Genomic DNA, 21,878 nt, shown 5'->3' with positions numbered 1-21,878 from the left:
GTGCGCCGTGCCGGCCACAGCCGCTCTGTCGCCCGACGAGGCGCTCGTCTGGCCGGGCACGCTGCTCGCGCCGGACGGCACGCTCGTCGCGCCCTACGACCTCGAGCACGGCCACGGCCGCGCCGTCGGCCACGTGCCGGCCGCCCTCGCGCTGGGCCTGCTGCACGCGGCGACGCAGCCATTCCGGCTCGATTACGACGGTGCGCCGCACGTGCACGTGATCAACGGCATGGGCGTCACGCTCGGCGATTCGGCGATCGGCCTGACCGCGCTCGCCGCGCTGCGTGAAGCGCACCCCGGGCTGCGCTTCACGCTGTACCGCCCTGCCGGCGCGCCGCGCTACGTCGAGACGCTGTATGCGCTCGCGGCCGACGTCGTCGCGCCGTCGCGCGCGCTGCCGTGGCCGGCCGACGCGCTGCCGGCCGCGACGCACTGCATCGATCTCGGCAATCACCTGTACTGGCCGGATTTCGCGCGGCTGCCGATGATCGACTTCTTTCTCGCCGCACTCGGCGCGGACCCGGCGGCGCTGCCCGCGTCGGCCAAGCGCAACCGCTGGCTCGCACGCCTGCCGCTCCCCGCGCTGCCCGATGCGTGGCGGCGGCCGTACGCGCTGTTTTGCCCGAGCGCGACCACCGCGGTGCGCAGCGTTCCGCCGGCGTTGCGCGCCGCTTTCGTCGACCGGCTCACGCGGCGCTACCGGCTGCCCGTGGTCGGGTTCGGGCCGGTCGCGCATCCCGCCTATGTCGACGCGAGCGGATTCGCGCGCGACACCGCGGCATTCATCGCATGGATCAAGGGGGCGAGCGTGCTGTTCGCGTCGGACAGCGCCGCGGCGCACCTCGCGGACGGTTTCGACGTGCCGACGCTCGCGTGCTTCACGACGATCGCGCCGGCGCTGCGCGTGCGCGACTATCCGCATTGCGTGCCGGTCGCGCTCGACATGCCGGACGCGCTGCGCGGGCGGCACCGCAGCGAAGCGCCGGACGACGTCGCGGCGGTCGCGGCCGCCTATCGCGCGGTCGATTGGGAGGCGGTGGACTGGCCGGTCATTTGACCCGCGCCGCCAGCGCGCATACGCCGCTACCCCGCCCTTACCCCACCGAGACCATCGTCACGCTGTCGCGCAGCGTCTCCGACGGCCGCTTGCCGAACATCCGCCGGTAATCGGTCGCGAACTGGCTCAGGTGCCAGAAGCCCCACGCCTCGGCGACGTCCTGCACGGACTCCACCGCGCGGCCGCACAGGTCGCGGCGCGCGCCGTTCAGCCGCAGCGTGCGCAGGTAGGTCGCGGGCGCCATCCCGAGCACGTCCTGGAAGCAGTACTGCAGCGTGCGGCGGCTCACGTGCAGCTGTTCGCACAGCTCGGGCACGCCGACCGGGCGCGAGCGGTGCGCGAGCACGTAGTCGCGCGCCTGCTCGACGATCCGGCGTCGCCGCGACAGCGCCGTGCCGGCCGCGCCGTCGGCGGGCAGCGCGCACACGTCGAACAGCGCCGCGAGCACCTCGGCCTGCAGGTCGTTGCGCAGCGGGTCCGACAGCGGCGCGGCGGCGGCCGCGTCGTCGAGCCGCGCGCCGAGCAGCGCGCACAGGCGCGTGAGCCGCGCCTCGCCGACCTGCATCACGCTCTGCGCGGGCAGCCGGTCGTCGAGCCCGCAGCGCTCGACCTGCTCCGCGTAGCGGCGCAGCACGTCGCCGCGCACCACGACGCCGTAGATCGAGAACTGCGCGGGCGTCAGCAATTCGAATTCGACGTTGCCGGGCCGGAACGCGAGCGCGCCGGCCTCGATCCGGTGCGCGTCGACGCGCGCCCCGCCGTCGCGCACGAGCGGGATGCCGAACCAGTACGCATCGCCGCGCACCTCGCACGCCTGGCGCAGCATGTGGCTCGTCGATTCGCGAAACAGCTTCATCGTGTCGAGCGGCAGCTCGGTCAGCGTGCCGACGAAGCGGCCCGCCGCGAGCTGGTCGTAGGTCTGCCGCCAGCCGATCAGGTTGCGCGCCTGCTCGTCGGCGTCGTGCGCGACGCTGACGACGGCCTGCCCGGCCGGCACGTCACCGCCTTGCGCGCTGCGTTGCGTGTCCTCGGCCGTCGGCTCGCCGGCACGCTCCACTCGTTCACTCATCGTGTTTCTCCTTCAACCGTCCGGAACCGCGCATGTCACGCAAGTCCCGTGCCGAATCGCGGACAGGCCCCGGCACAAGCCCGTCATTCAACGACACCGTGCCCGAACGCGCAATTCGGGCTGACCGCGATGCCGCACGACGCGCACCCGGCTGGTGCAGCCGCGCGAGCGCCGCCCGCCCGTTGCGCATGCGGCGCTGGCGCGGTTGCCGTTCGACGCGCCGCACTGGAAGACCCGCCGGATCACGCGCCGTCTCCCGGCCGCAGCCGCACGACGCGCGCGTCGCGCATCGACTGCACGTTGTCGCAGGTCACGGGCGCACGGCCGCCGCGGCCGGCGCCGACGAACATGAACGGTTGCGTCTCGATGAAATGCCGCACGCCGATGCTCAGCCGCGTCGTGACGACGCCGAAGCGGCGATGCGCGTCGAGCTCGCCGTCGTGAAACACCGGATCCCGGGAAATCGATCGAATCGGTTCCGCCATGTCGGCTCCTCGCGGGACGCGCCGGCGCGGGCTGACGCGCGCCGGCGCGCGAACGCGAACGGCGCGCGCCCGCGCCAACGGCGATCAGAAGAACCCGAGCGCCTCGGCCTGGTAGCTGACCAGCAGGCACTTCGTCTGCTGGTAGTTCGACAGCGCCGTCTTGTGCGTCTCGCGGCCGATCCCCGACTGCTTGTAGCCGCCGAACGCCGCGTGCGCGGGATACAGGTGGTAGCAGTTGGTCCACACGCGGCCGGCCTCGATCTCGCGGCCCATCCGGTACGCGCGCGTGCCGTTGCGCGTCCACACGCCCGCGCCGAGGCCGTAGAACGTGTCGTTCGCGAGCTCGATCGCTTCCTGCTCGTCCTTGAACGTCATCACCGACGCGACCGGCCCGAAGATCTCTTCCTGGAACACGCGCATCTTGTTGTTGCCGAGCAGCATCGTCGGCTTCACGTAGTAGCCCGTGCCGAGGTCGGCCGCCGGCGCCGTGCGCTCGCCGCCCGTCAGGCATTGCGCGCCTTCGCCGCGGCCGATGTCGATGTACGACAGGATCTTGTCGAGCTGCTGCTGCGACGCCTGCGCGCCGATCATCGTCTGCAGGTCGAGCGGATGGCCTGCCTTGATGCGCTCGACGCGCGCGACCGCCTTCTCGATGAAGCGCTCGTAGATCGACTCCTGGATCAGCACGCGCGACGGGCACGTGCACACCTCGCCCTGGTTCAGCGCGAACATCGCGAGCCCTTCGAGCGCCTTGTCGAGGAACGCGTCGTCCTGATCGAGCACGTCGGCGAAGAAGATGTTCGGGCTCTTGCCGCCCAGCTCGACCGTCGACGGGATCAGGTTGTCGGCGGCGGCGCGCAGGATGTGCTTGCCGACCGGCGTCGAGCCCGTGAACGCGATCTTCGCGATGCGCTTGCTCGTCGCGAGCGCTTCGCCGGCCTCCTTGCCGAAGCCGTTCACGATGTTGATCACGCCCGGCGGGAACAGGTCGCCGATCAGCTCCATCAGCACGAGCACCGACGCGGGGGTCTGCTCGGCCGGCTTCATCACGACGCAGCAGCCCGCCGCGAGCGCCGGCGCGAGCTTCCACGCGGCCATCAGCAGCGGGAAGTTCCACGGGATGATCTGGCCCACGACGCCGAGCGGCTCATGGAAGTGGTACGCGACCGTGTTGTCGTCGATCTCGGAGATCCCGCCTTCCTGCGCGCGGATGCAGCCCGCGAAATAGCGGAAGTGATCGACGGCGAGCGGCAGGTCGGCGGCCATCGTCTCGCGCAGCGGCTTGCCGTTGTCGATCGTTTCCGCGACGGCGAGCAGCTTCAGGTTCTTTTCCATCCGGTCGGCCGCGGCGAGCAGCAGGTTCGCGCGCTCGGTCACGGACGTCTTGCCCCATTTGCGGCGCGCGGCGTGGGCCGCGTCGAGCGCGACCTCGATGTCGTCGGCGCCGGAGCGCGGAATGCGGCAGAACGGCTGGCCGTTGATCGGCGACACGTTCTCGAAGTATTCGCCCTTGACCGGGGGCACCCACTTGCCGCCGATGTAGTTGTCGTACTGCTGGCGATACGGGTATTCGACGTCGAGGCCCAGTTGTTTCAGGTCAAACGGGTTCATCAGATGTCTCCTGTTCATCTTGCTTTGTGCAATTGCGGCGCCGGTTGCGCGCGTTGACTACACAGCAACATGCATGCCATCGTGCACCGCCCCGCCCGCGCGCGCACCGCGCGCCCACCATCCCGGCGATTGTGCCGATTCGGAACACTTTCAGCGGCTCGCACGCGTCACGCTGTGCCAATTGCGGACAGCGGCGTGCGGCACATGGCGCATCAGCCTCGCTTGTATCGCAATGCTTCCTCGCGCAACGTGCTGAGCGACGCGCCGAAACGATCGGCGGGTTGTCCATTGTTGACGGCCGAGTAGTCGCGCAAGCCGTCCTTTGCCCCCTTGAGTCCCCAACGTTCGACCGAGCTGTTCGGGGCTAACACGGGATTGCCGGGGCTGGTCGCCATCCTGTCCTGAATGCCGAGCGCGAAATAGACCCGTTTCTTCGCCCCGTACAGCGTCGGCGTTGCCTTGACCAACGGGTCGCCCGTCGCCCCCGCCAGGAACCGGGCATACATGTAGTGCTCGGCGGCGGCAAGATTGATGTCTTCCGGGCGGTCCGTACGACGGAGCGACTGCAACGATCGAAATGCGCGGCTCACCTGGTCCACGATGTCCCCCTTGCCTCCTCGGGCACGCAAAATCGCACCGTTGATGGTGCTTTGAACGACTTCGTCACTGACTTGCTCATTCATTCCGATTCTCCTGTGGCTTTCTACGGCGCTTCGAGACGCTGCGTATCGCCTTCACCGAAAGATCGACGTGTACGTGGCGCGGTCGTCTTACAGTTTCGGAACGGATGCCGAAAAATCAAGCGAAAGTTGTGAATGCGACGATGCGCAACGGTTGAGCGACGCTCCGCCGCCGGTGCCGGCACGACGCGTCGGCTCGCGAGCAGCGGCCCGTCAGTCAGGCTCGCCGCGCGCATGCATCGCCGGACTCCACGCCACGCCGCCCACCCAGAAACACGAACACGACCGCCGCGCACAGCAGCGTGACGACGGCCAGCCCGATCAGCAGATGGTCGAACGCCTGCATGTAGCTGTGCCGCAGCACCGCGCGCCCGGCCGCCGGCCACGCGGCCGCCGCGCCGCCGAGGTCGCCGGTCGCGAGCCGGGCGGACGCGCGGACGATCGCGTCGGGCGTCGCACCCGCCACGGACGCCGCGCGCAGCCCCGCCTGCGCGAGCGTCGCGAGCACCGCGCCGGCGATCGCGAGCGCGATGCCCTCGCCCGCCACCCGCGTCGTGCTGAAGATCCCGGTCGCCATCCCGGCGCGCTCCTTCGGCACGACGCTCACCGACAGCCCGTCCATCAACCCCCACGGCATTCCGGCGCCGACGCCGATCGCGAGCATCGGCGCGATCGCCGCCGGCCCCGCGCCGTGGCGCAACGCGACGCCCAGCCACACGAGCCCCGCCGCCGCGATCACGAGCCCGATGCCGGAAATCACGCCGGCCGACAGCCAGCGCGCGAGCGTCGCCGCGACGAGCGGCACGACCAGCATCGGCGCGGAGATCGCGAGCATCAGCCAGCCGGCGTCGATCTCGCTGAAGCCGTCGATGCCGATGAAGCGCAGCGGCAGCACGACGAGCAGCACGATGTAGCAGCAGCAGGTCGACACCGGCAGCACCTGCACGCCGACGAAGCGCGGGATGCGGAACAGCGACAGGTCGAGCATCGGCCGCGCGACGCGGGTCTCGATCGCGACGAACGCGGCCGCGAGCAGCGCCGCGCCGGCCAGCAGCCCGGCGACGAGCGGGCTCGTCCAGCCGCGCTCCGGGGCCTCGATCACGCCGAACGTGAGCAGCGTCAGCGCGGCGGTAAACGTGGCGGTGCCGGGCCAGTCGAGCCCCGACGCGTGCGGGTCGCGCGACTCGCGCATGCGCGGCAGCCCGAATGCGAGCGACAGCGCGCCGGCCAGCGCGCCCGTCATGAAGATCGCGCGCCAGCCGTAGCGCTCGATCAAACAGCCGGCCAGCACCGGGCCGAATGCGAGGCCGACCCCGAACGTCGTGCCGAGCAGGCTGAACGCGCGCGTGCGCGCCGGGCCGTCGAACTCCTGCGCGAGCGCGGCGGTGCCGCCCGCGAGCGCCGCCGCGGCGGCCAGCCCCTGCGCGGCGCGCAGCAGGTCGAGCGCGACGATCGACGGCGCGAACGCGAGCGCGACCGAAAACAGCGTGAACGCGGCGACGCCGATCGCGAACACGCGCTTGCGGCCGAACTGGTCGGCGAGCGCGCCGGCGGCCATCAGGAAGCTGCCGAACGCGAGCATGAACGCGTTCGTGATCCAGTTCAGCGCAACCGGCCCGCCGTGCAGGTCGCGGCCGATCGCGGGCGTCGCGACCGCGCCGCCGGAAAAGCCCAGCGGCAGCGCGACCGCGGCCGCGCATACGGCAGCCAGCACGAGCGTGCGGCGGTGCGCCGACGCGGCGGCGGAAAACGTGTGGTCCATCTATCGCTCCTCGGAAACCTGGCGCAGACGCGCCGCGGAAGCGACACACGATAATTCGGATTCAATCACCGAAAAACCACGCGGAACTCCTTATATAACGGATTAGAATTCCTGAATTGCAACGTCATGCCCCGCCTCCGGAATCTCGATGAACAACCTGAACGGCATCGTCGCGTTCGTGCGCACCGCGGAAACGCTGAGCTTCGTCGCGGCCGGCCGCGCGCTCGGCATCTCGGCGTCGGCGGTCGGCAAGACGATCGCGAAGCTCGAACAGTCGCTCGGCGTGCGCCTGTTCAACCGCACCACGCGCCGCGTCACGCTGACCGACGAGGGCCGGCACTTCTTCGAACGCTGCCAGCGCATCCTCGAGGACTTCCGCGACGCGGAGGCGACCGTGACCGCATCCGCGCAGCGGCCGCGCGGCAAGCTGCGCGTGAGCCTGCCCGTGATCGGCTACCGGTTCCTGCTGCCGGTGCTGCCGGAATTCCGGCGGCACTATCCGGATGTCGAGCTGGACCTCGATTTCAACGACAGGATGGTGGACGTCGTCGAAGGCGGGTTCGACGCGGTGATCCGCAGCGGGCCGCTGTCGGATTCGAGCCTGATGTCGCGGCGGCTCGGCCCGTTCGGGTTCGTGCTGTGCGCGACGCCCGCGTATCTCGCGCAGGCGGGCACGCCAAGCGTGCCGCGCGACCTGGAGGCGCACGATTGCGTGCGCTACTGCTTCCCGACCACGGGCAAGCTGCAGGACTGGGCGCTCGCGGCCGACGACGGCACGCCGCTGAAGCTGCGCACCGCGATGACCTGCAACAACATGGAGGCGCTGCGCGGCGCGGTGCTCGCGGGCCTCGGCATCGGCTACATGCCCGACTTTCTCGCGCGCGACGCGCTGGCGCACGGCGCGCTCGTCACCGTGCTCGACGACTACCGGATCGCGCCGGGGCAATTCTCGATCGTGTGGCCGTCGAGCCGGCAGCTGTCGCCGAAGCTGCGCGTGTTCGTCGACTTTCTGTGCGAGCGGCTGTTCAGGTAGCGGCGCGCCGTCACACTGCGCCGATCCGCTCGGCTTCCGCCTGCGGCAGCAGCGCGTCGCTGTCGTCCTTCAGCCCGACGCCCGTCAGCTGGAGCCTGCGCGCATGCGTCAGCAGGTAGTGCAGCTTGTGCGCGGCCGCGTCGTACGGCAGCCCTTCCGGCCGCACGTTCGAGATGCAGTTGCGCAGCGCGTCGTGGCAGCCGACCTTCGGCGCATAGGTGAGATAGACGCCGAGGCTGTCCGGCGAACTCAGCCCCGGCCGCTCGCCGATCAGCATCGCGACGAGCGTCGCGCGCAGCAGCTCGCCGATTTCGTCGCCGAGCGCGACGCGCGCCTGCCGCGCGACGACCACCGGGCCGATCCGCCAGCCGTCCGCGTCGAGCCGCGGCCGCACCGCCTCCAGCAGCGGCAGCGCCTGCTTCGCGGCCGCGAACGCGGACAGCCCGTCACCGACCACGAACACCACGTCGGGCGCGTCGTCCAGCGCCGCGCCGTAGCCGGCGAGCAGCCCGCGGCTGTCGTCGGACAGCTTGCGGCCGAGGTCGGGCCGGCGCAGATAGTGCTGGCGGTCCGGCGCCGCGCTCTGCACGCCGAGCGTCGGCAGCCCGGCATCCTCGATCTCGCGCCGCAGCTTGTCGGCGTCGAGCGGCTGGTGCACCGCGTCGCGCGCCTGCGCGTGCGACAGGTTGAACGCGAGCAGCGGCGCGGTCGGCAGGCTGTTGCCCGCACGGCCGAGTGCGATCCGCGCGTTCGTGAACGACTTCAGCTGCCCCCACGGGTTCTTTTCGACGGCGTCGCTCATGCGGAAATCCCCATCCACTCGTTCGCGCCCGCGAGCAGCGGCACGCGCGCCGACGCGGCGCGCAGCGCGCCGTGCGCGTCGGCGATCTCCATCGTCTCCAGCCATTCCTCGAACTCGGGCGCGCGGCGCAGTCCGAGCACCTCGCGCACGTACAGCTGGTCGTGGAACGACGTGCTCTGGTAGTTGAGCATCACGTCGTCCGCGCCCGGAATCCCCATGATGAAGTTGATGCCCGCCGCACCCAGCAGCGTCAGCAGCGTGTCCATGTCGTCCTGGTCCGCTTCCGCGTGGTTCGTGTAGCAGATGTCGCAGCCCATCGGCACGCCGAGCAGCTTGCCGCAGAAGTGATCCTCGAGCCCCGCGCGGATGATCTGCTTGCCGTCGTACAGGTATTCGGGCCCGATGAACCCGACCACCGTGTTCACGAGGAACGGCTCGAACTTGCGCGCGACCGCATAGGCGCGCACCTCGCAGGTCTGCTGGTCGACGCCGTGGTGCGCGTTCGCGGACAGCGCGCTGCCCTGCCCCGTCTCGAAGTACATGAGATTGTTGCCGACCGTGCCGCGCTTGAGCGACAGCGCCGCCTCGCGCGCCTCGCCGAGCAGCGCGAGCGAGATGCCGAAGCTCGCGTTCGCCTTCTCGGTGCCCGCGATCGACTGGAACACCAGATCGACCGGCGCGCCCTTCTCGATCGCCGCGATCGTGTTGGTCACGTGCGTGAGCACGCACGACTGCGTCGGCACGCGATAGCGCTCGCGGAAGCCGTCGATCATCGCGAGCAGCTTCACGATCGCGGCGAGGCTGTCGGTGGCCGGGTTGATGCCGATCATCGCGTCGCCGCAGCCGTACATCAGCCCGTCGAGCATCGACGCGGCGATCCCCTTCACGTCGTCGGTCGGGTGGTTCGGCTGCAGCCGCACCGACATCCGGCCCGGCAGCCCGACCGTGTTGCGAAAGCGCGTGACGACGCGGCGCTTCCTCGCCGCCGCGATCAGGTCCTGGTTGCGCATCAGCTTCGACACGGCCGCGACCATCTCCGGCGTGAGGCCCGGCGCGATGCGCTCGAGCGCCGCGCCGTCGGCCGCCGGCGACAGGAGCCAGTTGCGGAAGTCGCCGACCGTCAGGTGCGAGATCTCCGCGAACGCGTGCGCGTCGTGATCGTCGACGATCAGCCGCGTGACCTCGTCGTCTTCATAGGGAATCAGCGCTTCGCTCAGGAACGCCTTGAGCGGCACGCCCGCGAGCGCGATCTTCGCGGCGACGCGCTCCTCCTCGCTTGCCGCCGCGACGCCGGCGAGCTGGTCGCCGGAACGCAGCGGGCTCGCCTTCGCGAGCAGCGTCTTCAGGTCCGCGAAGCGGTAGGTGCGCGGACCGATCGTCTCCGTGTAGGACATCGTGCGAGTCTCCTTGCCAAAAGCCGACGGCGCGCCCTTGCCACGGGCGCGCCGGATGCCGTGTCAACGGCCCATCACCTTCATTCCTCCAGCAGCGCGTCGCCCGGCGCTTCCGCGCGCTGCGCGCGGGTCGCGAGGAAGTACGCGTAGCCGAGCGCGAGGAACGCGACGAACACCATCGCGACCAGCCCGTTGAAGTACACCATCGTAGCGAGGCAGATCAGCGCGGCCACGATCGCGAACGCCGGGAAGAACGGATACAGCGGCGCGCGGAACGGCCGCGCCATCTTCGGCTGCGAGCGGCGCAGCTTGAACAGCGCGGCCATGCTGACGATATACATCACGATCGCGCCGAACACCGACATCGTGACGATGTTCGCGGTCAGCGTCTGGCCGCCGAACTGGATCAGCTCGTCGCTGTAGATCGCCGCGATGCCGACCACGCCGCCCGCGAGAATCGCGCGATGCGGGGTCTTGAAGCGCGGATGCACCTTCCCGAGCCACTCCGGCAGGTAGCCTTCGCGGGCCAGCGCGAAGATCTGGCGCGAATAGCCGAGGATGATCCCGTGGAACGACGCGACCAGCCCGAACAGGCCGAGCCACACGAGCATGTGCATCCAGCCGCTGTTCGCGCCGACGATGTACTTCATCGCCTGCGGCAGCGGGTCGTTGATGTTCGCGAGCTTGGTCCAGTCGCCCGCGCCGCCGGCGAACACCATCACGCCGATCGCGAGCGCGACGAGCGTCAGGATGCCGGCGACATACGCGATCGGGATCGAGCGCTTCGGATTCTTCGCTTCCTCGGCCGCCATCGCGACGCCTTCGATCGCGAGGAAGAACCAGATCGCGAACGGGATCGCCGCGAACATCCCGTGGAATGCGCCGACGCTGAAGTGATCGGCGCCCGACCAGCCGCCCTTCATGAAGTTGCTCCACGCGAAGCCCGGCGACACGACGCCCATGAACACCAGCAGCTCGAAGATCGCGAGCAGCGTGACGACGAGCTCGAAGGTCGCGGCGATCTGCACGCCGACGATGTTCAGCGCCATGAACACGAGATACGCGCCCATCGCCGCGTGCTTCGGCTCGAGGCCCGGAAACTGCACGTGCAGGTACGCGCCGATCGCGAGCGCGATCGCGGGCGGCGCGAACACGAACTCGACGAGCGTCGCCGCGCCCGCCAGGTAGCCGCCCGTCGGGCCGAACGCGCGGCGTGCATACGCGAACGGGCCGCCGGCGTGCGGAATCGACGTGGTCAGCTCGGTGAAGCTGAAGATGAAGGTCGTGTACATCGCCGCGACGAACAGCGCGGTGACCACGAAGCCCAGCGTGCCCGCGCTCGCCCAGCCGTAACTCCAGCCGAAATACTCGCCGGAAATCACGAGGCCGACCGCAATGCCCCACAGTTGCCAGGTCCCGAGCGTCTGCTGCAGCGCGGGCTGGCCGGACGACTTGCCGCCGGCGGCGGGCCGGCCATTCGACTCTGCTTTCATCGGTTTCTCCTCAAGGGCGCCAGACCGCGTGTCCGTCCGGCGGCGCGCCATGAGGGCGCGTCCGCCGGGCTGGTCTGCACGACTGAGAATCGATGCTAGTGAGTCATTAATCGACGTGTTATCGAAATTCGGCAAAGGTCCGCGCGGCCGTTTCCGTAAGCGAAACGTCAGCGCGGCTCTCCGCTTGTTCGCCGCTCATTCCCCGCCGCGCTGGTTGAACCACCGGTCGAGCAGCTTGCCGGCCGCTTCACGTCCGCCGAGGCCGAACGACAGCGCGACCGCCACCGCGATCGCGCCGAGCACGAGGCCGAACGCGAGCTGCACGATCTCGTTCGCGATGCCCATCGCGCGCAGCCCCATCGCGAACACGAGGCCGAGGATCGCGAACTGCGCGATGCGCGCGAACAGCACGCTGTGCTGCGTGTCCGCCTGCTGGATCACGCGGCGCGCGAGGCCCGCGAGCCAGAAGCCGATCACGAGGATCACGCCGCCCATCAGCACGTGCCCGCCGAACTCGATGAACAGCGTGACGACGTCGCGCACCTGCGAGAAGCCGAGCCGGTTCGACGCCTCGACCGCGGCGAACAGCATCGCGAAGAACACGATCAGCCGCGCGGCCAGCACCGACGGCTGCAGCATGCCCGAGAACACCGGCTCGACGCCGAGCACCTTCGGCAGGCCGTCGACGCCCGCCGCGACCAGCAGCTTCTGCGCGAGCGCGGCGACGAAGCGCGCGAAGTAGAACGTGACGAGCACGATCACGAGCGCCGCGACGATGTCCGGCACCGCGGACAGGAACTGGTTCAGCATGTTGGTCGCGGGGCCGGAGATCGCGTCGATCTTCAGCGCGTCGAGCGCGGAGATCAGCGTCGGCACGAACACGAACACGTAGACGACCGTGCCGACGAAGCTCGACACGCGCACCGGCGTCGGGCTGTCGAGGCGCTCGGTGAGCTTGTCCGCGCCCGCCGCGATCAGCAGGTTCGTGACGAGCCCGCGCAGCACGCGCGCGACGATCCAGCCGACGACGCCGATCACCGCCGCCGCGAACAGGTTCGGCACGATCGCGAGCAGCTTGTCGACCATCCCCTGCACCGGCGACAGCAGGCCCGACAGCGCGAACGCGGACAGGATCGCCGGCAGGAACATCAGGATCACCAGCCAGAACAGCACGTCGCCGAGATAGCCGCTCATCGGCTGCATGCCGGCGCTTTCGGTCAGCTTGTCGTCGACCTTGCAGGCTTTCAGCGCGCGGTTCGCGAGGCTGCGCAACAGCGACGCGATCAGCCACGCGATCAGCGCGAGCGCCGCGCCGCCGATCAGGTTCGGCAGGTAGTCGACGATATGGGTGACGAGCAGCGAGAACGGATTGGACACCGCGTACAGGTTGAGCACGTTGAAGATGCCCACCGCGGTGACGAGCAGCACGAGCCAGAACAGGCCGCCGGCGACGATGCGCTCGACGTACGCGCCCTGGCCGGTGCTTTCGGCGATCCGCTGGTCGACCTTCAGCGCGCCGAGCAGCCGCAGCATGCCGGCCCGCACCGCGACGGCGATCAGCCAGCCGATCACCAGGATGCCGATCGCGCCGGCGATCTTGGGCAGGTATCCCCCTAGCGTGGCCTGCAGCGTTGTGATGAAGCTGGATGCATCCATTTCTTCCCTCCGAAAACGTGGCGTTGCGATTGAACATCGACGAACTACCTGCGTACTTCGAAATGACGCGCGATCCTGCCCTTGCAACTTAACCCAGAAAAATGACGCGTTCCTCCGATTTCACCGTCTTTAACTTTAGACATAGATCGCTGAGGGCGAGACCCCATTTCGAAAAATAAATGGGGCGGGTCGACTCCGCATGACGCAACTCAGCAAGATTTTTGACATCCTCCCCTGCCTAACGGCAGGAGATTCCTACCGCGTCTGAAACGATGATGCCTGTCTCAGATCGCCTCGGCGGGTTCCTGCTTCACTGAGCAGCCTGACCGCACCGGCTCTCCACAAGCTGCAACGCGGTGTCCCCGCGCCAGTATGTTGATCGCACCGACCACATCGGCATGCGCTTCATGTCCGCACGCGACGCAGCGGAATGCGGCCTGCGTCTGTCGGTTCTCAGCACTCACGCAATGGCATACCGGGCACGTACGACTTGTGTTCGCGGGCGGCACGACGATGAGCCAACCACCATGCCACGTCATCTTGTAGTCCAACTGGCGACGAAATTCGAACCATCCCTGATCGAGGATGGCTTTGTTCAGACCGGCCTTGGCCCGAACGCTTTTGCCCGGCGCATCGCGGCTGCCGGCCGCCGACCTCGACATGTTTCGCACCTGCAAGTCCTCGATGCACACCATCGCGTGGTTTTGGCTGATCGTGGTCGTGGCTTTGTGCAGGTAGTCACGGCGAGCGTTGCCGATGCGGGCGTGGATACGCTGGATGCGGGCCTTTGCCTTCCTCCAGTTGTTGCTGAACTTGGCCTTTCGGCTCATCGCCCGCTGCGCGCGGTGCAGCCTGGCCTCGTGCCGCTTGAAGCTGTTCAGCGATGCAAGAAAGCTGCCGTCGCTCATGGTGGCAAATCGTGCGACGCCCAGGTCGATGCCAATCGCGCTGGTTGCCTTCGGCACCGGCTGCGCGACTTCCCGTGCGGTCTGGATTGAGACGAACCATCTGCCTGCGTTCCGAGACACGGTGGCATTGCGCACTTCGCCCAACACATCCCGGCTGTTGCGATAGCGCAGCCAGCCAAGCTTCGGCAGGAAGATACGGTTGTTGACCTGGTCGAGCTTGATCTGCTTTGGGTCCGGGTAGCGGAAACTGTCGCACCGGCCCCGCTTCCTGAAGCGCGGATACGCCGTGCGTCCGGCAAAGAAATTCTTGTAGGCTCGCTCCAGGTTCTTGAGTGCTTGTTGGAGCGGATGCACCGGGGCGTCCTTGAGCCACGGCGTTTCCGTACCATTGCGCCACGCCGTCAGGTGCTTTCCCATTGCCACGTACCCGATGAACTTGCCGCCCGCCTCATGGTTCGTCCGCTGCAACGCCAGCGCCTTGTTGAAGACGAACCGGCACGACCCGGCAAAGCGACACATATCGCGCCGCTGCTCGCCGGTCGGCATCAGTTCGAACTTGAAGGCTTGAAGACGTTGCATGATCCGATCCTATCAGCCAGCGAAAGCGCGCTGTCAAGGACGCCTGCGGCGTCCGCGCTACGCCCCGACGGAAGTGGCCCTTGGCCATCCTTCCCCGCCCTGAAGCGCGGGATTTGAAACGCATTCCGATCTAAGCGCGCCGTGCTACCTTGACGTCGGTCCTGTTCCGGGTGCGCCGATGAAAGCAGAATCGCCTTGCTGGGTCCGCTATGCGATGCGTCTTGCGCGCGTGCACGAGTACATCCGCACGCACCTTGACGACACGCTCGACCTGAACCGGCTCGCCGAGATCGCGTGCCTGTCGCCGTACCACTGGCATCGCGTCTATCGCGCGCTGTACGGCGAGTCGATCCTGGCGACGGTGCGGCGGATGCGGATCACGCGTGCCTCCGAGGATCTCGCCTGCACCGCGCTGCCGATCGAGCAGGTCGCGCGGCGCGCAGGCTACGGCTCGACGTCCGCGTTCGCGCGCGCGTTCCGCGATGCGTACGGCGTGCCGCCCGCGCAGCACCGGCGCGCCGGCGTCCATCGTCCGATCTATCCGTTACAGAGAGGAGAAGCAGACATGTTCAAGCATGAAGTCTCGATCCGCCGCCTGCCGGCGCTGCAGGGCTACGCGGTCGGCCACACGGGGTCGTACATGAAGGTCGGCGACGCGTTCGCGCGGATCGGCGGCTGGGTCGCGCAACACGGGCTCATCGGGCCAGGCGCGAAGATGATCGGAATTTTCTACGACGATCCGGACACCACGCCCGAAGCGCAACTGCGCGCGAGAGCGTGCTTCGTGCCGGCCGACGGCGCGCCGGACGTCGAGCCGGCGGCGCCTGTGGAGCGCGTGACCGTGCCGGGCGGCGAGTACGCGGTGCTGCTGCACACCGGGCCCTATGCGGACCTGAAGACCGCGTACCAGTGGCTGTACGGCGAGTGGCTGCGCCATTCGGGCCGCGAAGCCGCCGACGCGCCGCCGTTCGAGCTGTACCTGAACACGCCGATGGATACGGCGCCGGCCGACCTGCGCACGGAAATCCACCTGCCGCTGCGCTGACGCGCGGACGCTAGGCCGTTTGCGTGCCGCACGCCGGGCAGAAGCGCACGCCGGCGGCCAGCGCCGCATGGCATCGGCGGCACGCGGCGCTTTGCTGCGCCGCGCCGCATTGCGTGCAGAAGCGCGCCTGCGCGTCGTTCAGCGCGCCGCATCCCGCGCACGCGAGCTGACGCAGCGGCGCGGCGCCCTGTCCCGCGCCGCCTGAGGCTGGCGCCTGCCAGCCCCAGCCGTGCGGGTCGCGGCCACGTTCGTGGTGGTCGTTGCCGCGGCTGCCGTGGCCACCGCCATGGCCGCTGCCGTAGCCGCCGCCGTGATGGCCACGCTGCCCGTGGCCGCCCGTGATCCATTTCAGGAAACCCATCGTCCGCTCCTTTGCGCCATAGGTGCGCCTGTCAGGAAGCCTTGTTGCGCGACAGCAGTCGCAAGCCGTTGCCGACGACGATCAGGCTCGCGCCCGCGTCGGCGAACACCGCCATCCACATCGTCCCGAGCCCCGCGACGGTCAGGCCGAGGAACACGAGCTTCACGCCGAGCGCGAATCCGATGTTCTGCACCAGCACGCGATGTGTCGCGCGCGACAGCCGCACGAACGCGGGGATCTTGCGCAGGTCGTCGTCCATCAGCGCGACGTCGGCGGTCTCGATCGCGGCATCGGTGCCCATCGCGCCCATCGCGAAGCCGATGTCGGCGCGCGCGAGCGCCGGCGCGTCGTTGATCCCGTCGCCGACCATCCCGACCGCGCCCGCGCCGCCCGTGGCGAGCTCCTCGACCGCCGCGAGCTTGTCCTCGGGCAGCTGGTTGCCGCGCGCGTCGTCGATGCCGGCCTGCCGTGCGATCGCCTGCGCGGTGTGCGGGTTGTCGCCCGTCAGCATCGCGGTGCGGATGCCGAGCGCATGCAGCTCGGCGATCGCCGCGCGGCTCGTGTCCTTGATCGTGTCGGCCACCGCGAACACGCCGAGCACGCGGGTCTCGTCGATCAGCATCACGACGCTCTTGCCCTCGCGCTCCAGCGCGTCGAGCTGCGCTTCCAGCGCCGGCGAGCAGCGCGCCAGCTCCTCGACCAGCCGGTGGTTGCCGAGCCAGTAGCGCGCGCCGTCGATCGCGCCGCGCACGCCGCGCCCGACGAGCGCTTCGAAGTCCTGCACGTCGGCGAACGGCGCGGCGTCCTCTGCGCGGGCCGCCGCCGCGATCGCCTGCGACACCGGGTGATCCGAACGCGCGGCAAGGCTCGCGGCGAGGTGCCGCACGCGCGCGGCGTCGACGTCGGCCGCGCGCAGCGCGAAATCGGTCTGCACCGGCTTGCCGTGCGTGATCGTGCCGGTCTTGTCGAGCGCGAGCCACGCGAGCTTGCGTCCCTCTTCCAGGTACACGCCGCCCTTCACGAGAATCCCGCGCCGCGCGGCGGCGGCGAGGCCCGACACGATCGTCACCGGCGTCGAGATCACGAGCGCGCACGGGCACGCGATCACCAGCAGCACCAGCGCGCGGTAGATCCATTCGTGCCACGCGCCGCCCATGACGAGCGGCGGCGCCACGGCGACCAGCAGCGCGATCGCGAACACGATCGGCGTATAGACGCGCGCGAACTGGTCGACGAAGCGCTGCGTCGGCGCCTTCGCGCCCTGCGCCTCCTCGACCGCGTGGATGATGCGCGCGAGCGTCGTGTTCGACGCGACCGCGGTCACCCGGTATTCGAACGAGCCGGATTCGTTGATCGTGCCGGCGAACACGGTATCGCCGGCCGCCTTCTCGACGGGCAGGCTCTCGCCGGTGATCGGCGCCTGGTTCACGGTCGAGCGGCCGTCCACGACTTCGCCGTCGAGGCCGATCCGCTCGCCCGGCTTCACGCGCACGATCGCGCCGAGCGCGACCTGCGCGGCCTCGACCGTGCGCCACGCACCGTCGGCGTCGCGCACCGTCGCCGTATCCGGCGCGAGCCGCATCAGCCCCTGGATCGCGTTGCGCGCGCGGTCGAGCGACTTCGCCTCGATCAGTTCGGCGATCGTGAACAGCACCATCACCATCGCGGCTTCCGGCCATTGGCCGATCGCCATCGCGCCCGTCACCGCGATGCTCATCAGCGCGTTGATGTTCAGGTTGCCGTTGCGCAGCGCGATCCAGCCCTTCTTGTAGGTGGTGATCCCGCATGCGAGCACCGCGCCGAGCGCAAGCACCGCCGACAGCCACGACGGCAGGCCGGCCCAGCTCGCGGCCTCCGACGCGATCGCGGCGACGCCGGCCAGCGCGAGCGGCCACCACGGCTTCGCCGGCTCGGCGCGCGCGGGCGACGGCGGCGCATCGGCGGACGCCGCCTCGGGCGTCATGCCGAGCGTACGGATCGCGCCGGCGATCGCCGCCTGCGCGCCGGGCGCATGCTCGACCGTCAGCATCCGCTGCATCAGGTTGAATTCGAGCGACGACACCTCGCGCATCCCGCCGAGCTTCTTGCGGATCAGCGTCTCCTCGGTCGGGCAGTCCATCTGCATGATCCGGAACGCCGAACGCACGTTGCCGGACGCGGTGGCCTGCGACACGGGCAGCGGCGCGAGCGTCAGCGCGGCGGGCGCGCAGCAGTCGCCGGCCGCGTGGTCGTGGTCGTGGTCGTGGTCGTGGTCGTGGTCGTGCGCATGATCGTGGTCGTGACCATGCGCCGCACCGTGGCTGCACGTGTGCGCGCCGTCGTGGTCGTGCGCGTGCGCTTCGCCCGCACCGTGTTCATGCGCATGACCGTGGTCATGGCCGCACGCGCGCGACTTCTTCGCCGGCGTATCCGCTTGCGCGCCGGCGACACCCGCCGCGCACACGTCGCGCGCATCGGCGCAGCATGCGCCGGCCTCGCCGGCCGCGCGGGTTCGTTCGTCGTGGGTACGCAGGGCCTCGGTCATTACAACCTCCTTGATAGCTTGACGGTGTAGAGTTAACACCCTGAAGCCACTACAAGGTCAACCCTTCAGCAGGAGAAAAGTATGAAGATCGGCGAACTGGCCAAGGCGGCACGCTGCACGCCCGAGACGATCCGCTTCTACGAGAAGGAGGGTCTGATGCCCGATGCGGAGCGCACCGACGCGAACTACCGGAACTACACGGAAACCCACGTCGAACGGCTGCGCTTCATCCGCAACTGCCGTGCGCTCGACATGGCGCACGACGAGATCCGCGCGCTGCTGCGCCTCACCGATACGCCCGGCGATCGCTGCGATTCGATCAACGCGCTGCTCGACGAGCACATCGGCCACGTCGACGCGCGGCTGGCCGAACTGACGCATCTGCGCGACCAGCTGACCGAATTGCGCCGCCAATGCGTGGGCGAGCACTCGGTCGAGGACTGCGGGATCGTGCACGGTCTCGCGACGATGGAGACGGTCGCGCCGGCCGCGAAACGCACGCACCTCGGCTGAAACCCTTGTCGAATATGATAGTCACGAATAAACTAGTCATAATTTGACTAGATATAGCAAGACTATTTAATCTCCATGAGCCGTCCCTCGCCGCTGGCGCTCGCGATCCTCGCGACGCTCACCGAAGGCCCGATGCATCCGTACGGGATGCTGCAGCAACTGAAAGCGCGCGGTCATGATGAAGTCGTCAACGTGCGGCAGCGCACGAGCCTGTACCAGACGATCGACCGCCTGCTGCGCGACGGCCTGATCGCCGTGCACGACACCGAGCGCGACGGCGCGTTTCCCGAACGCACGCGCTACGAACTCACCGATGCCGGGCGCGCCGCCGGCGAGACGTGGCTGCGTGCGCAGCTCGCGGAGCCCGCGCGCGAGTTTCCGGCGTTCGGCGCCGGGCTCGCGTTCCTGCCGCTGCTCGACGCCGACGACGCCCGTCAGCAGCTCGAGCGCCGCATCGCCGCGCTCGAAGCCGAACGCGCGCGCCTCGAATCGCTGCGCAACGCCGCGCAGGCCGACCAGGTGCCGCGCCTGTTCCTGCTGCAGAACGAGCATGCGCTCGTGCTGCTCGACGCCGAGCTCGGCTGGATGCGCAGCGTCGTCGAGCACCTGCGGATCGGCGCGCTGCGCTGGGTCGACGGCTGATCGAACCCGGGCCGGCGGCCGGCTTCGCGCCGCGCGTCACAGCACCTTGCCTGGATTCAGGATGTGACGCGGATCGAGCGCGTCCTTCAGCCGGCGCATCAGGCCGATTTCCGCGTCGCTGCGCGTGCAGCCGAGATACCGGCGCTTCAGCACGCCGATCCCGTGCTCGGCGGAAATCGAGCCGCCCATCGCCTGCACGACTGCATAGACGGTCCAATCCAGTTCGTCGCCGGTCTCGGCGTCGTGCTCCGCGAGCGACACGCCGATATGCACGTTGCCGTCGCCGACGTGCCCGAAGAACAGGCACACCGCCGCCGGCCAGCGCGCGCGCAGCGCCGCCTCGCAGCGCTCGGCGAACGTGCCGAGCTCGCCCGTCGGCAGGCTCACGTCGAAGTTGACGAGATTCGGCAGCGCGTCGATCGCGAGGCCTTCGCGCAGCGTCCACATGTCGCGCGCCTGCCGCTCCGACGTCGCGAGCGCCGCGTCGTCGACGCGCCCCGCGTCGAAGCAGTCGGCGAGGCACGTCTCCAGCGCGTGTCGCGCGTCGCCGCCCGGCGCGCTCGTCGCGCATTCGATCAGCACCGCGAAGCCGTCGTCGGCCGCAAACGGCGCGACGACCCCGGGCGTGTGAGCCGCGACATACCGGTAGAACGCCGGCCACATCGCCTCGAAACTGACCACCTCGGGCAACGCGCGCACGCGGTTCCACAGCCCGACCACCGCGTCGTAGCCGGCAACCCGGCATAGCGCGGTCGCGGGCGCCGCCAGTTGCGGATGCAGCCGCAGCACCGCGCGCGTGATGACGCCGAGCGTGCCTTCGCTGCCGATGAACAGCTGCTTCAGGTCGTAGCCGGCGTTGTTCTTCAGCATCCGGTTCATCGACGACACGACGGTGCCGTCCGCGAGCACCGCCTCGAGCCCGAGCACCTGCTCGCGCATCATCCCGTAGCGGATCGCGCGCGTGCCGCCCGCGTTGGTCGCGAGCGCGCCGCCGATCTGGCACGACCCGCGCGCGCCGAGGTCGACGCCGAACGTGAAGCCCGCCGCGTCCGCTGCCTCCTGAACGGTCTGCAGCGGCGTGCCGGCGCGCACCGTGATCGTGCCCGCCGCGGCGTCGAGCGACTCGACGCCCGCGAACCGCTCCATCGACAGCACCACCTCGCCGCCGAGCGCCACCGCGCCGCGCGCCAGCCCGGTCAGCCCGCCCTGCGGCACGACCGGCTGCCCGAGCCGCGTGCACAGCGCGAGCGCGCGCGACACGTCGTCGACGCTGCGCGCACGCACCAGCGCGCGCGGCCGCACGCCGGGCGGCTCGTTGTACGCGGTGAAAAAGCGCGGCTCGATGTCGGCCGACGGCGTCACGCATTCCGCGCCGAGCTCCGCGGCGAGCGCGGCGACGATCGCGTCGCCGCCGTGCGCCGCGCCGCTGCCGGCCGCCTGATCGCTGCTGGGCATCGCGTCGTTATCCTTACTTTGTCGAGATGTCGATATCGCCGAAGTACTTCCGGCCCAGCGTCTTGACCGTGCCGTCGGCCTTCAGCTTGTCGATCGCGGCGTTCAGCTTCGCCTTCAGCGCGTCGTCGCCCTTGCGCAGGCCGAACGCGATGCCGTTGCCGAGGATCCGGTCGTCGCGCACCGGCTGCCCGGCGAACGAGAAGTCCTTGCCGTCCGGGCGCGACAGGAAGCCGCGCTGGCCGGACGGCGCGAGCACCAGCGTCGCGTCGAGGCGGCCCGCCACGAGATCCGCGTAAGCCTGGTTCTGGTCCTGGTACGCGACGACCGAGACGCCGGCCGGCTCCCAGTGCGCCTTCGCATAGGTTTCCTGGATCGACGCCTGCAGCACGCCGACCCGCTTGCCCTTCAGCGATTCCGGCGTCGGCTGCAGGCCGCTGCCGTTGCGCGCGATCAGCTGCGTCGGCACGCGATAGATGATCGTCGTGAAGTCGATCGCCTGGCGCCGCTGCTCGGTCGCGTTCATCGCGGAGTTGATCGCGTCGAACTTGCGGCCCTGCAGCGCGGGGATCAGCCCGTCGAACGACGTCTCGACCCATTTGCACGACAGCTTCGCGGTCTGGCAGACCGCGTTGCCGACGTCGATGTCGAAGCCCTGCAGGTCGCCGTTCGGCGCCTTCGATTCGAACGGCGGATATTGGGCCTCGAGGCCGAAGCGCAGCGTCTGCTGCCCGTCGGCGCACGCCGCGCCGGAGCCGAACGCGCAGGCGAGCGCGAGCCAGAGTTTCAGGTGTTTCATCGGGTTTTCCTCG

The 21,878-nt window shown here is 69.5% G+C and carries 18 protein-coding genes and 1 pseudogene; 5 read left to right on the top strand and 14 right to left on the bottom strand.

The features are described from left to right. Positions 1-7: 7 nt before the first annotated feature. Entirely contained in the window at positions 8-1,057 is a 1,050-nt protein-coding gene (locus ACFIMZ_RS00760; RefSeq protein ID WP_431820982.1) for an ADP-heptose--LPS heptosyltransferase, read from the top strand. Positions 1,058-1,094: 37 nt separating this feature from the next. On the opposite strand, the gene ACFIMZ_RS00755 is transcribed toward ACFIMZ_RS00760, so the two are convergent. From ACFIMZ_RS00755 to ACFIMZ_RS00735, 5 genes and pseudogenes are all read right to left on the bottom strand, one after another. Continuing rightward, a complete protein-coding gene (locus ACFIMZ_RS00755) occupies positions 1,095-2,126 on the bottom strand; it encodes a helix-turn-helix domain-containing protein (RefSeq protein WP_431820981.1) in 1,032 nt (343 codons plus the stop codon). Between the two features lie 278 nt (positions 2,127-2,404). Beyond that, positions 2,405-2,611 (bottom strand): annotated as a pseudogene (locus tag ACFIMZ_RS00750) (hypothetical protein); the annotation flags it as partial. 84 nt (positions 2,612-2,695) lie between these two features. Next, entirely contained in the window at positions 2,696-4,222 is a 1,527-nt protein-coding gene (exaC, locus tag ACFIMZ_RS00745; protein ID WP_431820980.1) for an acetaldehyde dehydrogenase ExaC, read from the bottom strand. 212 nt (positions 4,223-4,434) lie between these two features. Next, a complete protein-coding gene (locus tag ACFIMZ_RS00740) occupies positions 4,435-4,905 on the bottom strand; it encodes a hypothetical protein (protein ID WP_431820979.1) in 471 nt (156 codons plus the stop codon). Positions 4,906-5,119: 214 nt separating this feature from the next. Further along, positions 5,120-6,664: an MFS transporter gene (locus ACFIMZ_RS00735; protein ID WP_431820978.1), complete on the bottom strand. Its 1,545-nt coding sequence runs from the start codon at positions 6,662-6,664 to the stop codon at positions 5,120-5,122. A 148-nt stretch (positions 6,665-6,812) separates the two neighbouring features. On the opposite strand from ACFIMZ_RS00735, the gene ACFIMZ_RS00730 reads away from it, so the two are divergent. Then, positions 6,813-7,697 (top strand): LysR family transcriptional regulator, encoded by an 885-nt coding sequence (locus tag ACFIMZ_RS00730; RefSeq protein ID WP_431820977.1) that lies wholly within the window; start codon positions 6,813-6,815, stop codon positions 7,695-7,697. Between the two features lie 10 nt (positions 7,698-7,707). On the opposite strand, the gene eutC is transcribed toward ACFIMZ_RS00730, so the two are convergent. From eutC to ACFIMZ_RS00705, 5 genes are all read right to left on the bottom strand, one after another. Further along, positions 7,708-8,499 carry an ethanolamine ammonia-lyase subunit EutC gene (gene eutC / locus ACFIMZ_RS00725; protein WP_431820976.1) on the bottom strand — a complete coding sequence of 264 codons (792 nt, stop codon included), beginning with the start codon at positions 8,497-8,499 and terminating at the stop codon, positions 7,708-7,710. Next, positions 8,496-9,893, bottom strand: a complete 1,398-nt coding sequence (locus ACFIMZ_RS00720; protein WP_431820975.1) for an ethanolamine ammonia-lyase subunit EutB — start codon at positions 9,891-9,893, stop codon at positions 8,496-8,498. Before ACFIMZ_RS00720 ends, eutC begins: the two co-directional genes overlap by 4 nt. Before the next feature lie 80 nt (positions 9,894-9,973). Next, positions 9,974-11,386 carry an ethanolamine permease gene (gene eat / locus ACFIMZ_RS00715; protein WP_431820974.1) on the bottom strand — a complete coding sequence of 471 codons (1,413 nt, stop codon included), beginning with the start codon at positions 11,384-11,386 and terminating at the stop codon, positions 9,974-9,976. 195 nt (positions 11,387-11,581) lie between these two features. After that, positions 11,582-13,042 carry a mechanosensitive ion channel gene (locus ACFIMZ_RS00710; protein ID WP_431820973.1) on the bottom strand — a complete coding sequence of 487 codons (1,461 nt, stop codon included), beginning with the start codon at positions 13,040-13,042 and terminating at the stop codon, positions 11,582-11,584. 284 nt (positions 13,043-13,326) lie between these two features. Beyond that, a complete protein-coding gene (locus ACFIMZ_RS00705) occupies positions 13,327-14,529 on the bottom strand; it encodes an RNA-guided endonuclease InsQ/TnpB family protein (protein ID WP_431820972.1) in 1,203 nt (400 codons plus the stop codon). Between the two features lie 178 nt (positions 14,530-14,707). Here ACFIMZ_RS00705 and ACFIMZ_RS00700 point away from each other — a divergent pair, with 178 nt between their 5' ends. After that, positions 14,708-15,574 (top strand): AraC family transcriptional regulator, encoded by an 867-nt coding sequence (locus ACFIMZ_RS00700; protein ID WP_431820971.1) that lies wholly within the window; start codon positions 14,708-14,710, stop codon positions 15,572-15,574. A gap of 10 nt (positions 15,575-15,584) precedes the next feature. On the opposite strand, the gene ACFIMZ_RS00695 is transcribed toward ACFIMZ_RS00700, so the two are convergent. Next, complete coding sequence (locus tag ACFIMZ_RS00695) at positions 15,585-15,935, bottom strand: zinc ribbon domain-containing protein (protein ID WP_431820970.1); 351 nt, start codon at positions 15,933-15,935, stop codon at positions 15,585-15,587. A 31-nt stretch (positions 15,936-15,966) separates the two neighbouring features. Continuing rightward, positions 15,967-18,459: a heavy metal translocating P-type ATPase gene (locus ACFIMZ_RS00690; protein ID WP_431820969.1), complete on the bottom strand. Its 2,493-nt coding sequence runs from the start codon at positions 18,457-18,459 to the stop codon at positions 15,967-15,969. 81 nt (positions 18,460-18,540) lie between these two features. On the opposite strand from ACFIMZ_RS00690, the gene cadR reads away from it, so the two are divergent. Both cadR and ACFIMZ_RS00680 read left to right on the top strand, forming a co-directional pair. Further along, complete coding sequence (gene cadR / locus ACFIMZ_RS00685; protein WP_010093078.1) at positions 18,541-18,972, top strand: Cd(II)/Pb(II)-responsive transcriptional regulator; 432 nt, start codon at positions 18,541-18,543, stop codon at positions 18,970-18,972. A 69-nt stretch (positions 18,973-19,041) separates the two neighbouring features. Beyond that, positions 19,042-19,614 carry a helix-turn-helix transcriptional regulator gene (locus tag ACFIMZ_RS00680; protein WP_431822532.1) on the top strand — a complete coding sequence of 191 codons (573 nt, stop codon included), beginning with the start codon at positions 19,042-19,044 and terminating at the stop codon, positions 19,612-19,614. A gap of 36 nt (positions 19,615-19,650) precedes the next feature. On the opposite strand, the gene ACFIMZ_RS00675 is transcribed toward ACFIMZ_RS00680, so the two are convergent. Beyond that, the gene (locus ACFIMZ_RS00675) at positions 19,651-21,069 is read right to left on the bottom strand and encodes an FAD-binding oxidoreductase (RefSeq protein ID WP_431820968.1); all 1,419 of its coding nucleotides are present in this window, start codon (positions 21,067-21,069) and stop codon (positions 19,651-19,653) included. A gap of 13 nt (positions 21,070-21,082) precedes the next feature. After that, on the bottom strand, positions 21,083-21,865 hold the full coding sequence (locus ACFIMZ_RS00670; protein ID WP_042586715.1) for an ABC transporter substrate-binding protein: 783 nt from the start codon (positions 21,863-21,865) through the stop codon (positions 21,083-21,085). Positions 21,866-21,878: the final 13 nt, after the last annotated feature.

The sequence above is a fragment of the Burkholderia sp. F1 genome (assembly GCF_050813845.1).
Classification (GTDB): domain Bacteria; phylum Pseudomonadota; class Gammaproteobacteria; order Burkholderiales; family Burkholderiaceae; genus Burkholderia; species Burkholderia ubonensis.
This window is presented reverse-complemented; position numbering and strand designations above follow the sequence as displayed.

Excerpts from the sequence above, each read along its gene's own strand:
- ACFIMZ_RS00735 (WP_431820978.1), bottom strand. The coding sequence starts at position 6,664 with ATGGACCACACGTTTTCCGCCGCCGCGTCGGCGCACCGCCGCACGCTC.
- ACFIMZ_RS00675 (WP_431820968.1), bottom strand. The coding sequence starts at position 21,069 with ATGCCCAGCAGCGATCAGGCGGCCGGCAGCGGCGCGGCGCACGGCGGC.
- eutC (WP_431820976.1), bottom strand. The coding sequence starts at position 8,499 with ATGAGCGACGCCGTCGAAAAGAACCCGTGGGGGCAGCTGAAGTCGTTC.
- ACFIMZ_RS00700 (WP_431820971.1), top strand. The coding sequence starts at position 14,708 with ATGAAAGCAGAATCGCCTTGCTGGGTCCGCTATGCGATGCGTCTTGCG.
- ACFIMZ_RS00670 (WP_042586715.1), bottom strand. The coding sequence starts at position 21,865 with ATGAAACACCTGAAACTCTGGCTCGCGCTCGCCTGCGCGTTCGGCTCC.
- ACFIMZ_RS00755 (WP_431820981.1), bottom strand. The coding sequence starts at position 2,126 with ATGAGTGAACGAGTGGAGCGTGCCGGCGAGCCGACGGCCGAGGACACG.
- ACFIMZ_RS00695 (WP_431820970.1), bottom strand. The coding sequence starts at position 15,935 with ATGGGTTTCCTGAAATGGATCACGGGCGGCCACGGGCAGCGTGGCCAT.
- ACFIMZ_RS00730 (WP_431820977.1), top strand. The coding sequence starts at position 6,813 with ATGAACAACCTGAACGGCATCGTCGCGTTCGTGCGCACCGCGGAAACG.
- ACFIMZ_RS00690 (WP_431820969.1), bottom strand. The coding sequence starts at position 18,459 with ATGACCGAGGCCCTGCGTACCCACGACGAACGAACCCGCGCGGCCGGC.
- ACFIMZ_RS00720 (WP_431820975.1), bottom strand. The coding sequence starts at position 9,893 with ATGTCCTACACGGAGACGATCGGTCCGCGCACCTACCGCTTCGCGGAC.
- eat (WP_431820974.1), bottom strand. The coding sequence starts at position 11,386 with ATGAAAGCAGAGTCGAATGGCCGGCCCGCCGCCGGCGGCAAGTCGTCC.
- exaC (WP_431820980.1), bottom strand. The coding sequence starts at position 4,222 with ATGAACCCGTTTGACCTGAAACAACTGGGCCTCGACGTCGAATACCCG.
- ACFIMZ_RS00705 (WP_431820972.1), bottom strand. The coding sequence starts at position 14,529 with ATGCAACGTCTTCAAGCCTTCAAGTTCGAACTGATGCCGACCGGCGAG.
- ACFIMZ_RS00710 (WP_431820973.1), bottom strand. The coding sequence starts at position 13,042 with ATGGATGCATCCAGCTTCATCACAACGCTGCAGGCCACGCTAGGGGGA.
- ACFIMZ_RS00740 (WP_431820979.1), bottom strand. The coding sequence starts at position 4,905 with ATGAATGAGCAAGTCAGTGACGAAGTCGTTCAAAGCACCATCAACGGT.
- cadR (WP_010093078.1), top strand. The coding sequence starts at position 18,541 with ATGAAGATCGGCGAACTGGCCAAGGCGGCACGCTGCACGCCCGAGACG.